The sequence below is a fragment of the Pseudoalteromonas sp. APC 3893 genome, assembly GCF_030408095.1.
In the GTDB taxonomy this organism is placed as follows: Bacteria; Pseudomonadota; Gammaproteobacteria; order Enterobacterales; family Alteromonadaceae; genus Pseudoalteromonas.
This window is the reverse complement of sequence record NZ_JASDCD010000004.1, coordinates 216398-231380: the sequence shown is the minus strand read 5'-3', so window position 1 is coordinate 231380 and position 14983 is coordinate 216398. Positions and strand designations below refer to the sequence as shown.

The following is a 14983-nucleotide window of genomic DNA, read 5'->3' as shown; positions in this document are numbered from 1 at the left end:
TCACGGCTTGCGTCGTGAAGGGCTTCAAGATCTATTTTTTGCTCTGTGGTCAATTCAATTTTTTTCATGTGGGTATCATGATCCTCATTACTGTAAAAATCAAGCACCTTCATTGATCACGGGTATAGCAAGACGAATGGTTTCCAAATCACGAAGCTCACCGACCAAAATAACATCGGGGTCTTCGCGTAATGCACTACGTAATGCATTGGAGAAACTGTGGGTATCGCGATGAACTTCACGCTGGTTAATGAGTGACAGTTTATTGTCATGAACAAATTCGATAGGATCTTCGATGGTTAAAATATGGTGATGTTTATTTTGGTTAATATAATCGACCATCGCCGCCAAAGTTGTTGATTTACCCGAGCCTGTCGGCCCAGTCACTAACACTAAGCCCCGAGGATTATCAGAAATCGTTTTGAAAATATCAGGTGCGCCTAAATCATCCAGTGTAAGCACTTCACTTGGGATAGTACGAAATACCGCAGCGGGTCCACGGTTAGAATTAAATGCATTCACACGAAAACGAGCAAGATTTGGCACTTCAAAGGAAAAATCCACTTCTAGGTTTTGCTCGTAGTCCTTACGTTGATTATCGTTCATAATATCGTAGACTAAGCTGTTTACATCTTTGTCTTCCAGAGCTGGAATATTAATTCGACGCACATCGCCATCAACTCGGATCATCGGAGCAACCCCTGATGATAAGTGTAAATCGGATGCTTTATGCTGCACACTAAAGGCTAATAATTCGGTAATATCCATTTATGACTCCACAACTAACTGATAATTATATGGTTACAATAGCAGAACGACTTAAATCCGCCTACGCTAGAATTGCATTAGCGGCAAAAAAAAATAACCGCAACGAGCAAGATATTTGCTTACTTGCAGTCTCTAAAACAAAACCTGCTGACTTTATTTTAGCGGCTTATCAACAAGGCCACCGAGAGTTTGGTGAGTCCTACGTTCAAGAAGCTGTAGATAAAGTAACCCAACTTGCAGATTATAGCGATATTGTTTGGCATTTTATTGGCCCAATTCAATCAAACAAAACCGCTTTAGTGGCAAGTCACTTTGACTGGGTGCAAAGTATCGATCGTGAAAAAATAGCCAAGCGCTTAAATAATCAGCGTCCAAGTAATAAAGACCCGCTTAATGTGTTGATTCAAGTTAATATCAGCCTAGAAGAAGCTAAGTCAGGCTGCCACCCGGATGCACTCCCTGCACTGGCGCAATTTGTCGATGATTGTCCTAACCTGATCTTACGTGGGCTGATGACTATCCCAGCAAAAACCGACAATACGCAGCAACAAATGCAATATTTTGAGCAATTACGTGCTTGCTTTGATAGACTTAAGTCCCAATATCCTCAAATAGACACCCTGTCGATGGGGATGAGTGGTGATGTAGAAGCAGCCATTGCTGCAGGCTCCACCATGGTACGCATCGGCACGGATATTTTTGGCCAACGAAGCTAAGGTGATAACTAAGATATGTCAGATAAAACAATTGCATTCATAGGCACAGGTAACATGAGCTACGCCATTATTGGTGGCATGGTAAAAAATGGGTTTAAGGCATCAAATATTATTGCCACTAACCGCAATCAAGAAAAACTTACTAAGGTAGCAGCGGACTTCGGGGTGAATACCACCTCAGATAATAACGCAGCACTGCGTGATGCCGATGTGATTGTGTTATCCGTTAAACCGCAAATGATGGGTGATTTATGCCAATCATTCCAAGATTCAGGCATCGATTTTAGTGATAAACTCTTTATTTCTGTGGCTGCAGGCCTGACCGTTAACCGCCTTCGTGAGATGTTAGGGAAAAACGTAAAAATGGTCCGTTGTATGCCGAACACCCCATCGTTGCTTGGTCGTGGTGTATCGGGTCTCTTTGGCGACGGTGAGACCGCTGATGAACACGTCTTTGTACAACAAGTATTTGAATCAACCGGTATTGCAGTATGGGTTGAGCAAGAGTCTCAAATCAATGACGTGATTGCTGTTACAGGTTCATCACCTGCTTATTTCTTCTTATTTATGGAAGCCATCGAAGAGAAAGCCAAAGCACTGGGCTTTAATGATGAAGATGCTCGTCGCTTAGTACAGCAAACCGCATTAGGTGCTGCAGAGATGGCACTATCACAGCCTGACATTAGTATTTCTCAATTACGTGCCAATGTAACATCTAAAGGTGGAACAACGCATGCTGCAGTCGAACATTTAAAAGCACAAGGCTTAACAGCTACTGTTGCTGATGCAATGGATGCGTGTATTGCCCGTGCCGAGCAAATGGAACAAGAACTTTAACTAAGCTGATATGCTTATTTTTCGAGGTAAATTATGAATGCCATGCAATTTTTAGTCGGGATTGTATTTGATCTATTTTTAATGGTGGTTTTACTACGCTTTTGGCTGCAAGCAGCCAAAGCTGACTTTTACAATCCATTGAGCCAGTTTGTGGTTAAAGCAACTTCATTTGCTGTAAACCCACTACGTAAAATTATTCCCGGTTTTGGTGGGCTTGACCTCGCCTCTCTGTTATTGGCATTCATTGTTGCAATTGCAAAAATCTCGACCTTGATGCTTATGTTTTATGGTGGTTGGTCTGCGCAAACCGTGTTTGTTTCTGCCTTTATTACAGTGATAAAAGAGGGCTTAAATTTATTGTTTTGGGTACTTATCATCCGCGCTTTATTAAGTTGGGTAAGCCAAGGTTACAACCCCATTGAAGCTGTATTCCACCAGCTGACAGAGCCTATGCTTAAGCCCATCCGCAAGGTTTTACCGCCTTTAGGTGGCTTTGATTTATCAATTTTAGTATTGATTATCGCACTGCAATTTGCACAAATCCTGTTTATGGATTTAATCGGCTAAACACTCCCTTTCTCAGAGGCCTAAATAGGCCTCTTTTATTATGAGTCTTTTATGAAAAAACTAGCAAGTATCTTATTTTTCGCATTAGCAGGAATTACCTTTAGTGCCCACAGTGAGCAAATGCAAGGTGCGCAGTATAAAGAGCTTGGCCCGTGGCAAGTTCACTATATTGCCTTTCCATCAACGTTTGTTCAGCCCAAGATTGCACAAGCCTATGGCCTTGAGCGCAGTAACTATAAAGGCATTGTTAATATTTCGATTTTAAAAAACGATGCCGATAATACAGCGCAAACAGCATCACTTACAGGAACTGCAAAAAACTTATTAGGCAATAAACAAGCTTTAGAATTTAAAGAAGTGATTGAAGGCGATTCTATTTACTACCTTGCTCAAGTAAAATTTACCAACGAGGAAATTTTACGATTTGATATCGAAATTAAACAAAACAATCAATTTCAAAAATTGCAGTTCCAACAAAAATTTTACGTAGATTAAATCATGAAAAAAACCTTAGTTTTAGCCACGGGTAACCAAGGAAAGGTAACTGAATTAGCAAAGATGCTAAGCTCCCTTGAAATAGAAGTGTTACCACAAAGCGATTTTAACGTCCCTGAAGTACCAGAGACAGGCACTACGTTCGTAGAAAATGCAATTATTAAAGCTCGACATGCAGCAAAAATAACAGGGCACCCTGCCATTGCGGATGACTCAGGCTTAGAGGTCGATGGCCTCAATGGCGCACCAGGAGTTTATTCGGCTCGCTATGCAGGCGCTGATGCAAGCGATCAAGACAACATAGATAAGCTATTAATTGAACTAGGCGATAACCCAACTCGCAGTGCTCGCTTTTGGTGTGTATTGGTACTAATGCGCCACGCCAATGACCCTACCCCACTAATTTGTAGTGCCAGTTGGGAAGGGAAAATTACCCAAAGCCAAGACGGCCAAGGTGGCTTTGGTTATGACCCTATATTTTATGTACCAGAACTTAATTGCACCAGTGCCCTGCTTAGTAAAGAGCAAAAAAATGCCATTAGCCATCGAGGCCAAGCATTAAAAGCCTTATTAGCAGAGCTTAAGCTTAAAGGCGGCCTGTGAAATTACCCCCTTTAAGTTTATATGTACACGTACCTTGGTGCGTGCAAAAATGCCCTTATTGTGACTTTAATAGTCATGGGCAAAAAGGCGATATTCCTGAAAAAGAATACGTTCAACATTTAATTGATGATTTAAAAGCTGATTTACACCTTGTACAAGGACGAAAAATTCATTCGATCTTTATTGGCGGTGGCACCCCTAGTTTATTAACTGGTGACGCCTATGTCCGTCTTTTAAACGCCGTTGATTCTCTCATTGGCTTATCTGATAACTGTGAAATCACGTTAGAAGCTAACCCTGGTACGGTAGAAACTGGGCGCTTTAAAGAATATGTCGCCGCGGGTATTAATCGAATATCAATTGGCGTGCAAAGCATGCAAAATGATAAGCTAAAAGCTCTAGGCCGTATTCATGGCTCTGATGAAGCCACTTATGCAGCAGAGCAAGCTCACGAAGCCGGTTTAAACAGCTTTAACCTCGATTTAATGCATGGGTTGCCCGGGCAATCTGTTGAGGATGCCCTCAGTGACTTAAAAAAAGTCATTGCGTTAAACCCGCCTCATATATCTTGGTATCAACTCACCATTGAAGCCAATACTAAATTTGCCTCAAAGCCCCCAACACTACCACCCGACGACACTTTGTGGGATATTCAAGAGCAAGGTCAGGCATTGCTCGCTCAAGCAGGTTACCAGCAATATGAAATTTCAGGTTATGCAAAGCCGGGCTTTCAATGTCAACATAACTTGAATTATTGGCGGTTTGGCGACTATTTAGGCATTGGTTGTGGGGCGCATGGTAAGGTCACTGATGCAAAAACAGGAGTAATTACTCGCACCGAAAAAGTAAAGCATCCTCGCGGGTATATGGATTTGGCTAAACCGTATTTATTTAAGCAATGGCCTGTAGAGCAAGACGATTTACCATTTGAGTTTTATATGAATCGTTTTCGTCTATTTGAAGCTTGCCCAAAAAGTGATTTACCTGCACTTACAAATTTATCGCTGCAGAGCCAATCTGAAGCCTTGAATAAAGCGATAAATACAGGCTTACTAATTGATAGGGATAGCCATTGGCAAGTAAGCCAAAAAGGTCATCGTTTTTTGAATGACCTGCTAGAATTATTTGTATAGTTATAAGTAATTTCTTGTGACTACTCACTAATAATAATTAATTTATAACCTTTATTGGTTTCTAACAACAAAAGGGAAAACATGCGTAAACTTACCTTTATCGCTGCCGCAGTGAGTATTGCACTGCTAGGTGGCTGCCAGCAAACGCCTGAGCAACAAACTACTCCAAGCGTACAAGCACAACCTGTACAGAGTGAAATCGACAAAGCCAATGCTTTTTTTGAAGATACCTTTAACCGTGATGTGATGAGCAGCCCGGTTTACCAAACTTATATGGGTATCAAAAAAGATTACGATAAGTGGGATGATGGCAGCGAAGAGCGTGCTCTTGAAGACTTACAGCAAACTAAAGACGACCTAGTAGCACTCAATGCAATTAACCGTGACTTACTTGATGAAAGTACCAAAGTAAGTTACGACCTTAAAAAGCAAGATCTTGAAAACACGATTGCAGACTTTAAATGGCGTTACCATAACTACCCTGTAAACCAAATGTTTGGTGTTCATTCAATGATCCCTGCATTTTTAATTAACCAACACCAAATTGCTGATGTTGCAGATGCTAAAGCATATATCTCGCGTCTTAATGGTGTAACTACAGTCATCGACCAACTTATCAAAGATCTAGAAACACGTGCAGATAAAGGCATTATTGCGCCTAAGTTCGTATTCCCTCACGTCATTGACTCTAGCCAAAACATCATTATTGGTGCGCCATTTGAAAAAGGTGAAGATTCAACATTACTCGCTGATTTCAAACGTAAAGTAACAGCATTAGAAATAGATCAAGCCGATAAAGACGCTTTGATCAGTGATGCTGAAAAAGCACTCAAAGCCGCTGTAAAACCATCTTACTCTAAGCTAATCAATTACCTTGCTCAGCTTGAAAAACGCGCAGATGATCGTGACGGTGCATGGAAATTTCCTGATGGCGAAGCTTTTTATAACAATGCGTTAGCCCGTACTACAACCACAGACCTAACGGCAAAAGAAATTCACACCATAGGTTTAGCTGAAGTATCACGCATTCATGATGAAATGCGTGAAATCAAAAATAAAGTTGGCTTTGAGGGCGACTTAAAAGCCTTCATGCAGTTTATGAAAACTGACAAACAGTTTTATTACCCAAATACAGCACAAGGTAAGCAACGCTACCTTGATGAAGCCACAGGCCTTATTGATAACATGAAGTCTCGCTTAGATGAGCTATTCATTGTTAAGCCAAAGGCAGATCTAAAAGTGAAAGCTGTTGAAGCCTTCCGTGAGAAAGCCGCTGGTAAAGCATTTTACCAACAACCTGCGCCAGATGGCTCACGCCCTGGTATTTATTATGCCAACCTTTACGACATGGAAGCAATGCCAACGTACCAAATGGAAGCATTAGCTTATCATGAAGGTATTCCGGGTCACCATATGCAAATTGCGATTTCGCAAGAGCTTGAGGGTGTGCCTAAATTCCGTAAATTCGGTGGCTACACAGCCTACATCGAAGGCTGGGGTTTATACTCTGAATTACTACCAAAAGAAATGGGCCTTTATGAAGACCCTTACTCTGACTTTGGTCGCTTATCAATGGAGCTATGGCGTGCATGTCGCTTAGTAGTAGATACAGGTATCCACGAAATGAAATGGACTCGCCAACAAGGTATTGATTACTACGTTAATAATACACCAAACGCGACGTCTGACGGCGTTAAAATGGTTGAACGCCACGTTGTAATGCCTTCACAAGCAACGGCTTACAAAGTGGGTATGTTAAAGATTTTAGAACTACGAGAAGCGGCAAAAGTTAAACTTGGTGATAAGTTTGATATTCGTGAATTCCACGACGTAGTACTAAAAAATGGCGCTGTGCCACTTAACGTACTTGAAAGCTTTGTTGATCAATGGGTAGCAAGTAAATCAGTTTAAAGAATCGTTTACTTTAAAACCTAAAAAGGCCGCATTTGCGGCCTTTTTACTATTGAATCAAACTTAGAATATTGAATTTATTTAATAAACAACATAAAGCCTGATCAATAAAGTACTCTATAAACTAGCTTACTTTACGCTTTTTCAAGCAAAGTACGTGCAACGGTGCGCATACCAACAGTTGTTGCGCCAGCAGCCCATTGGCCTGTGCTACCCATATTAAACGCAGCAGCTAAATCAATATGCACCCAGCCTTTACCATCGTTTGGTACAAAGCGTGATAAGAAACCCGCAGCATTTGATGCGCCACCGTAACCGCCACCTTTTTGCGCACGGCTATTTGCAGTATCAGCATAAGGCGATGGACAATTTTGTTGGTGCCACTTTTCAAGTGGTAATGGCCAGCCGGCTTCCATTTCTTGCTCTGCAAAGCCTTCAACTTCACGCACAAATTCTTTATCAAGACCAAATAAGGCATTGTACTCTTGACCAACTGCAACCAATGCTGCGCCAGTTAGAGTTGCGGCATTGATGATAAGCGGTGCACCTGTTTCGCCTGCAGCCATAAGACCATCGGCAAGTACTAAACGCCCTTCTGCATCGGTATTTACAATCTCAACCGTTGTGCCATTTTTATAAGTAAGTATGTCACCTAGTTTGTATGCATGGCCCGAAATCATGTTCTCTGCACAACATAAAAATAGCTTGATACGTTTGTTGATACCGCGGCTAATTGCTAAAGCTAAACCAGCTGTAACAGTCGCTGCACCACCCATATCGCATTTCATACCCAACATGCCTTCACTTGACTTAATTGAGTAACCACCTGAGTCAAACGTGATACCTTTACCAACTAAAGCCGCATCTACTGGTGCATTATCATCCCCAGTAGGGTTGTAATCTAATGCTAATAATACTGGTGGGCGCTCACTGCCACGGCCAACAGCATGGATACCAATCCATTGCTGCTCAAGTAATGCATCGCCTTTAATAATTTGGTAGCTGACATGCTCTGGCGCAAGTGATTGAATAAATTCAGCCGCTTTACCTGCAAGGCTTTCTGGGAAAATATCATCCGCTGTGCCGTTGATCATTTCACGCGCCCAAGTGGCAGAACGTAATAATGAGTTTAGCTCTTGGCTGTCTGTTTTTGCATTTTCTGCAAACTCAACGCCAGCTAACGTTTTAGGAGAAACAAAGCCTTGATAAAATGCCCATTGTGTTTCAGTACACCAGCAGTCGCCAGCTAAAACCACATTTTTAACACCTTGATTGGCAATGGTACGCGCCGCTTTTTGCACGTTTTTTAAGGTCTCTTGCTCGGCTAGGTGGACTGTAGCACCGTGCTCATTAAATGAAAGTGTGGCATTTTCGCCCCAATGAGATGCAGCCGCTTGTTCGCTTAATTGAACAACAAATTTTTCAGACATGTTAGAATACTCTTTGCGCTAATTAGTGGCACTGAGTCTACTATAGCTGGCACAACTTCCCAACTTATTGAGACTAAATAATGAAATTTGCTAAGCCATTACAACAAGCCATATTAATTAAGCGCTACAAACGATTTTTAGCCGACTTACGCTTAGTGGATGGTACTGAATTTACTGCGCATTGCGCTAACACGGGTAAAATGACAGGTTGCGCCGAGCCTCAGTTCAACGCATTTTACTCAACCAGCGATAATACAAAGCGTAAATATCCGCATTCTTTAGAGCTGACGCAAAATCAGTTTCAACACCTCATATGTGTTAATACTGCAATGGCAAACAAAGTGGTCGAAGAAGCTATTCAAACGAATATTATTAGTGAGCTTAGTGGTTATCAGCAATTACAAAGTGAAGTGAAATATGGCCAAGAAAATAGCCGAATTGACTTTTTACTCAGCGATACCAGCTGCCCTAATTGCTACGTGGAAGTAAAATCCGTCACCTTATTAAGTCAAGATTCGCCAACAACTGGACAGGGATATTTTCCTGATGCACAAACCCTTCGTGGGCAAAAACATATTCGCGAATTAATTGAAATGGTTGAGCAGGGCCATCGTGCTGTATTGCTATTTGCCGTATTACATGAGGGCATAACCCAAGTGAGTGCAGCAAAACATATCGATGAAAAATACGCCCAGTTATTAACAGAAGCGATTGCGAAGGGCGTTGAAGTGTTGGCTTACAAAGCAAAAATTTCGGCCAAAGAAATAACTTTGGACGAAAAAGTAACTTTTATTTCTTAATCAATGAAACGTCCATTCCACCAATCAAATTAATACAAATAAAAAATTAAGTTGTAAAAAATATTTTTGCCCATATAACTAGGCCAGTTAAAAAATCACACTGTGCTTAAAAAGCAATCATAATTACCGCCTGATACCTTTTAAAGCAGTAAAAATAATTTAACCACAGCTAATTAATTAAAAATAAATTTGCCTAGGCCATAGGATTCTGTTATTTATAGCCGCCGGCTAAAGCTGGGCATTATATTAAGGATTTAGGAGAAAGTTATGCCAGACCAAAAAAAATTAGGGTTATTGGCTCAGGCCGGATTAGAACCGTATCAGGAAAAACCGGGCGAAGAGTATATGAATGAAGCACAACGTGCTCATTTTAAAACTATTTTGGAAGCATGGCGCAATGATTTACGTAACGAAGTAGACCGCACTAAATCACACATGCAAGATGAAGCTGCTAACTTTCCAGATCCAGTTGACCGTGCTGCACAAGAAGAAGAGTTCTCTTTAGAACTTAGAACCCGTGACCGCGAGCGTAAACTGATCAAAAAAATTGAAAAAACAATTATCCTTATCAAAGAAGACGATTTTGGGTTTTGTGAATCATGTGGAATTGAAATTGGTATCCGCCGTTTAGAAGCACGTCCTACTGCTGATTTATGCGTAGACTGCAAAACGCTAGCTGAGATCAAAGAAAAACAATCTGGACGCGGTTAATAACTTTTAGTTAAACCATGTCTATTACCACAGCCGTTACTGCGCCAGTGCGCAACTATCGCGGTCGCTTTGCGCCGTCTCCTTCTGGGCCTCTTCATTTTGGTTCATTGGTAGCGGCTGTGGGTAGTTACCTTGATGCAAAACACAATCAAGGCTGCTGGTTAGTACGTATCGAAGATATAGATACAACCCGCGTTGTAAAAGGTGCTGCTGACGATATTCTTAAAACATTGGAAGCCTATGGCTTGTACTGGGACGAGCAAGTTGTTTATCAAACTAAGCGCCATGAGCTTTACCACCACTATCTACACCAACTCCAAACCCAGCAACTTGTTTATGCCTGTAACTGCTCACGCAAACAGATCAAAGCACTGGGTGGTATATACCAAGGCCACTGCAAGCGTCGTGCTTTAGATAACGCAAGCGGTGCCCTGCGCTTAACTCAGCAACATGCGACAACACATTATCACGATCTCATCCAAGGCGATGTTGCCGTTGATCCTGCCCTCGCCCATGAAGATTATATAATCAAACGCAGTGATGATTTATTTGCTTATCAGCTGGTTGTAGTAGCTGACGATATCAAACAAGGCATTACTAATATCGTACGCGGAGCTGATTTATTAGTGCCCACAGCCAGACAACTCAGTTTATTTAAACAACTCGATGCCAATATACCGAATTACGCCCACCTCCCTTTAGCTGTTGCCAAACCAGGTTTTAAATTATCTAAGCAAAATTATGCCCCGGCTATTTCTAAGCAGCAGCCAAAACCTGCTCTTTTTAGTGCTTTTGAGTTTTTGGGTTTAGCACCAGAGCAAGAAGTTTTAACATTGAGTATTGAGCAAATGATGGACTGGGCCGTAAATCGCTATAAGTTATCTGTGGTGCCAAAAGTAGCACAAATTCAAATTTCTCAGTCAGCAGATAACCAAGCGACGCATTTTACTCACATAATTAAGTAAAAATTCGCTAAATAGCGTTTATTTTAAAGTCTTCAACTTAATTTTTGAGCTGCACTGGTATATTATACCCAACCTTAGCAAACCTTAAACGCAATACGTTTATCGCCAAGTATGCACATTCCTCGTGCAGTTAATAACAAAATACAGCTATACTTGGTTAGATTTTTGATAGCTATGCGCTATCAATCAACCAAATTCTGTAGGAGACAGATTATTATTTCCAAGCTTTTTCAATTTTGTCGGCAAATTATAGGCCCAAATGGCGCGCAGACAAACCAGCAGCAAGACTCGACACAGCCTTTGGTGATAGGACGTAATGAGCATGGTATTTCTCGTAAACAATTTAGCCCAAATGCAATCAAGGTATTATATCGCCTAAAAGACGGGGGCTTTGATGCTTACCTTGTCGGTGGTTGTATTCGTGATATTTTGTTAGGCCAGCAACCAAAAGATTTTGATGTTGTAACCAATGCCACACCAGAACAAGTAAAGAAGCTGTTTCGTAACTGCCGTTTAATTGGCCGCCGCTTTCGTTTAGCGCACATTGTATTTGGCCGTGAAATCATTGAAGTAGCCACAATGCGTGGCCATCATGAAGCCGCTGAAGACAAAAACCAAATTAGCCAATCAAGCGAGCAAGGCCAATTATTGCGAGATAACGTCTTTGGCAGTATTGAAGAAGATGCCGAGCGCCGTGACTTTACAATAAACGCGCTGTATTACTCAATTAATGATTTCTCTATTCATGATTTTGCCAATGGTATAGCCGCAATCAATGCCAGACAAATAGAACTAATTGGCGACCCAAAAACACGTTACAGAGAAGATCCGGTTCGCATGTTACGTGCCGTTCGCTTTGCCACTAAATTAGATATGACTATTGCGCCAGCAACAGAGAAGCCAATAACAGAACTGGCAAGCTTGTTAGATAACATTCCGCCGGCGCGTTTATTTGAAGAAACACTAAAATTATTTTTAAACGGTAAAGCAGAAGAAAATTTCCTTATGCTGCGACGTTATAGCCTGTTTAAGTCGCTGTTCCCTGCGCTGGATAGTATTTTAGATAAAAATCCAGATGGTTTAGAGTTTTCACTTATCCAGCAAATGTTTCGTAATACAGACGAGCGTATTAATGCTGATAAAAAAGTCACACCAGCGTTTATTTTTGCAGCGTTGCTTTGGTTCCCACTATTAAAAATTGCTAAGCAGTTACAACTGAGTGAACAACTATCTGAATATGATGCATACGTACAAGCAATGAATAAAGTCCTCAGCGAAAATGCACAACATATTGCCGTGCCAAAGCGTTTTACCTTAGGCGCTCGTGATATTTGGCATATTCAGCAACGCTTAGATAAACGTGCAGGTCAACGTGCTTATAGATTAACGCAACAGCCTCGCTTTAAAGCAGCTTATGATTTCTTATTATTACGTGTGCAAGCAGGTGAACAAGAACATCAAGAATTGGCAAGCTGGTGGACTGCATATTTGAGTAAAGACATCAATGGTCAAAAAGACATGGTCAAATCATTAGGTAGTCAAGGGGCGCCTAAAGGCCGCAGACGTACCCGCCGCCGAAGCCCAAAGCCGACGGCTGAGTAAATAAATGGAAATCGTCTATCTTGGTCTAGGGGCAAATTTGAATGCCCCACGAGAACAGCTTAAAAATGCGGTAGTTGCCTTACGAGGACTGCCCCGCAGTGAGTTTATTACGGTATCCCGCCATTACGCAAGTAAGCCAATGGGGCCGCAAGACCAGCCAGATTATGTCAATGCTGTGGCTGCTATAAAAACAGCGCTAAGCCCAGAGCAGCTACTCGATTTAACGCAAAAAATAGAGCTTGAACATGGTCGTGTTCGCAAAAAAGAGCGTTGGGGGCCACGTACACTCGATATTGATATTTTATTATTTGGCAAACAAATAATAAATACTGAGCGTTTGACGGTCCCTCATTACGGTTTAACCGAACGCGAGTTTGTGGTGTACCCTTTGCTTGAAATTGCACCAAACCTTTTATTGCCATCCGGTATAAAATTAAACACAATGACCGCGACCTTAGCATTAAACGAACTACAACAATTACCTCTGTAACTAATTTCAGGGCGTTGCCTACGAGGATATTATGTCTAAAATAACAGTTTCTACTCTCATTAAAATGAAAGCAGAACAACAAAAAATAACCGCTTTAACGGCTTATGACGCCAGCTTTGCCAAGCTATTTTATGATAACGGTGTAGACGTTATTTTGGTCGGAGATTCACTTGGAATGGTGCTACAAGGTGGCGATGACACTTTAGCTGTGACCAATCAAGATATTGCCTACCATACCCGCAGTGTACGTGCTGGTAGTCGCGACTTATTTGTTATTGCTGACATGCCATTTATGACCTACTCAAACCCAGAACAAAGCTGTCAAAATGCCGCACAATTGATGCGTGCAGGGGCAAACATGGTTAAGCTTGAAGGCGGTGAATGGCTTCATGACTCTATCAAAGCTTTGACTCAACAGGGCATTCCTGTATGCGGTCACTTAGGTTTAACACCTCAGTCAGTTCATGTATTTGGTGGTTTTAAAATTCAAGGTCGTGGTGACGAACAAGCACAAAAAATGATAAGTGATGCCCAAGCACTCGCTAAAGCAGGCGCACAATTGATAGTGCTCGAATGTATCCCCTCTGCGCTTGCAAAGCGTATAACCGATGCTGTAGATATTCCAACTATCGGTATCGGTGCTGGTAATCAAACCGACGGTCAAATTTTAGTTATGCATGATTTGGTAGGTATTTCAGCAGGCTATATTCCTAAATTTTCGAAAAACTTTTTACTTGAAACAGGTAACATGCCTGATGCCGTTAAAAAATACTGCGCAGATGTTAAAAGCGGCGTCTTTCCAAGCAGCGAGCATGAGTTTAACTAATGCAGTCAATTACTGAGATCAAGTCATTACGCAGCCAAATTAAAGCATGGCGACAAGCAGGGTTAAGTATTGCCCTAGTACCAACAATGGGCAATTTACACCAAGGTCATTTTTCATTAGTTGAAAAAGCAAAGACCATGGCTGATAAAGTGGTTGTTAGTATTTTTGTTAATCCGATGCAGTTTGGAGTTAACGAAGATTTAGATAATTACCCACGTACGCTCAATGCAGATAAACAAGGCTTAGCCGAGCTAGGTACTGATATTGTCTTTACACCGAGCGTTAGTGCCATCTACCCTAACGGGTTAGGTGCACAAAGTTTTGTTGATGTACCCGATATCTCAATGGGGTATTGCGGTGGCTCACGACCTGGTCACTTCAAAGGTGTGGCAACTGTGGTGACTAAATTATTTAATTTAGTACAGCCTGACTTTGCTTGCTTTGGCGAAAAAGACTTCCAACAACTGCAAGTAATAAAAACTATGGTACGTGACCTATCAATTCCTGTTGAAGTTATTGGCGTCCCCACCACCCGTGAAGTGTCAGGCCTTGCAATGAGCTCACGCAATGGTTACTTATCTGAATCACAAAAAAATACAGCCACAACACTGTTTAAAACGTTGAATAATTGCGCTGAGCAATTATTGGCTGGCCAACGTGATTTTAGCGCTATTTGTCAGAAAGCGAAAGAATCGCTTACTACAGCAGGATTAAAACCAGACTATTTTGAAATAGCTCAGCGAGATACCCTAAAAAACGCTACACTTAATGATGACAAACTGGTGATTTTAGCTGCCGTATTTTTAGGCGAAGTAAGGCTAATCGATAATTTACAAGTTGATATTAATAACAATAGTCAGGAACAAGTATGAATTTATTATTTAAGTTAGCAAGTGCAGCTGTCATTTTTAGCGTGTTATCAGGCTGTCAAAATCATATTGAAAACCCAGAGATGCAGCAATGTGCTCAGCAAAACTATCAATGTGAAGCCAATTGTGAACAGCAAAGTACTGGCGAAGGCATGGTTCATAAAGTATGCAGCACTAAATGCATCGAAACGTATAACCAATGTAAAGCGAATGCTGAAGCCCTAGGCGCAGTAAAGTAATACCTCCATTGAGCTTACTGG

Annotated in this window: 17 protein-coding genes; 15 read left to right on the top strand and 2 right to left on the bottom strand. The window is 41.4% G+C overall.

Annotated elements, in window-relative coordinates; translation table 11 throughout:
- Nucleotides 1-99 precede the first annotated feature (99 nt).
- Entirely contained in the window at nt 100-768 is a 669-nt protein-coding gene (locus QMA12_RS08470; RefSeq protein ID WP_290295264.1) for a PilT/PilU family type 4a pilus ATPase, read from the bottom strand.
- Nucleotides 769-770: 2 nt separating this feature from the next.
- On the opposite strand from QMA12_RS08470, the gene QMA12_RS08465 reads away from it, so the two are divergent.
- The 7 genes from QMA12_RS08465 (at nt 771) to QMA12_RS08435 (ending at nt 7030) form a co-directional block, all read left to right on the top strand.
- Entirely contained in the window at nt 771-1484 is a 714-nt protein-coding gene (locus tag QMA12_RS08465) for a YggS family pyridoxal phosphate-dependent enzyme (RefSeq protein WP_290209273.1), read from the top strand.
- 15 nt (nt 1485-1499) lie between these two features.
- The gene (gene proC / locus QMA12_RS08460; RefSeq protein WP_290209272.1) at nt 1500-2321 is read left to right on the top strand and encodes a pyrroline-5-carboxylate reductase; all 822 of its coding nucleotides are present in this window, start codon (nt 1500-1502) and stop codon (nt 2319-2321) included.
- A gap of 33 nt (nt 2322-2354) precedes the next feature.
- The gene (locus QMA12_RS08455; RefSeq protein ID WP_087532856.1) at nt 2355-2888 is read left to right on the top strand and encodes a YggT family protein; all 534 of its coding nucleotides are present in this window, start codon (nt 2355-2357) and stop codon (nt 2886-2888) included.
- A gap of 51 nt (nt 2889-2939) precedes the next feature.
- Nucleotides 2940-3383 (top strand): DUF4426 domain-containing protein, encoded by a 444-nt coding sequence (locus QMA12_RS08450; RefSeq protein ID WP_087532855.1) that lies wholly within the window; start codon nt 2940-2942, stop codon nt 3381-3383.
- Nucleotides 3384-3386: 3 nt separating this feature from the next.
- On the top strand, nt 3387-3986 hold the full coding sequence (locus QMA12_RS08445) for an XTP/dITP diphosphatase (RefSeq protein ID WP_290209271.1): 600 nt from the start codon (nt 3387-3389) through the stop codon (nt 3984-3986).
- Nucleotides 3983-5119, top strand: coding sequence for a radical SAM family heme chaperone HemW (gene hemW, locus QMA12_RS08440; protein ID WP_087532853.1), 1137 nt, complete (start codon nt 3983-3985; stop codon nt 5117-5119). Before QMA12_RS08445 ends, hemW begins: the two co-directional genes overlap by 4 nt.
- Nucleotides 5120-5200: 81 nt before the next feature.
- Entirely contained in the window at nt 5201-7030 is a 1830-nt protein-coding gene (locus QMA12_RS08435; RefSeq protein ID WP_290209269.1) for a DUF885 domain-containing protein, read from the top strand.
- Between the two features lie 134 nt (nt 7031-7164).
- Here the strand turns inward: QMA12_RS08435 and pepB are convergent, their stop codons facing one another.
- Complete coding sequence (pepB, locus tag QMA12_RS08430; protein ID WP_290209267.1) at nt 7165-8460, bottom strand: aminopeptidase PepB; 1296 nt, start codon at nt 8458-8460, stop codon at nt 7165-7167.
- Between the two features lie 80 nt (nt 8461-8540).
- Between pepB and sfsA the strand changes: the two genes are divergently transcribed.
- The 8 genes from sfsA (at nt 8541) to QMA12_RS08390 (ending at nt 14962) form a co-directional block, all read left to right on the top strand.
- Nucleotides 8541-9260 (top strand): DNA/RNA nuclease SfsA, encoded by a 720-nt coding sequence (gene sfsA, locus QMA12_RS08425; protein ID WP_290209265.1) that lies wholly within the window; start codon nt 8541-8543, stop codon nt 9258-9260.
- A gap of 267 nt (nt 9261-9527) precedes the next feature.
- Entirely contained in the window at nt 9528-9971 is a 444-nt protein-coding gene (gene dksA / locus QMA12_RS08420) for an RNA polymerase-binding protein DksA (protein ID WP_087532849.1), read from the top strand.
- A 17-nt stretch (nt 9972-9988) separates the two neighbouring features.
- Nucleotides 9989-10936, top strand: a complete 948-nt coding sequence (gene gluQRS / locus QMA12_RS08415; RefSeq protein WP_290209264.1) for a tRNA glutamyl-Q(34) synthetase GluQRS — start codon at nt 9989-9991, stop codon at nt 10934-10936.
- Nucleotides 10937-11110: 174 nt separating this feature from the next.
- Nucleotides 11111-12538 carry a polynucleotide adenylyltransferase PcnB gene (gene pcnB, locus QMA12_RS08410; RefSeq protein WP_087532940.1) on the top strand — a complete coding sequence of 476 codons (1428 nt, stop codon included), beginning with the start codon at nt 11111-11113 and terminating at the stop codon, nt 12536-12538.
- 4 nt (nt 12539-12542) lie between these two features.
- Nucleotides 12543-13028, top strand: coding sequence for a 2-amino-4-hydroxy-6-hydroxymethyldihydropteridine diphosphokinase (gene folK, locus QMA12_RS08405; protein ID WP_087532847.1), 486 nt, complete (start codon nt 12543-12545; stop codon nt 13026-13028).
- Nucleotides 13029-13059: 31 nt separating this feature from the next.
- Nucleotides 13060-13854, top strand: a complete 795-nt coding sequence (gene panB, locus QMA12_RS08400) for a 3-methyl-2-oxobutanoate hydroxymethyltransferase (RefSeq protein WP_087532846.1) — start codon at nt 13060-13062, stop codon at nt 13852-13854.
- Nucleotides 13854-14726: a pantoate--beta-alanine ligase gene (panC, locus tag QMA12_RS08395; protein ID WP_290209262.1), complete on the top strand. Its 873-nt coding sequence runs from the start codon at nt 13854-13856 to the stop codon at nt 14724-14726. Before panB ends, panC begins: the two co-directional genes overlap by 1 nt.
- The gene (locus tag QMA12_RS08390; protein WP_087532844.1) at nt 14723-14962 is read left to right on the top strand and encodes a hypothetical protein; all 240 of its coding nucleotides are present in this window, start codon (nt 14723-14725) and stop codon (nt 14960-14962) included. The genes panC and QMA12_RS08390 overlap by 4 nt, the downstream gene beginning before the upstream one ends.
- The last annotated feature ends 21 nt before the right edge of the window (nt 14963-14983 follow it).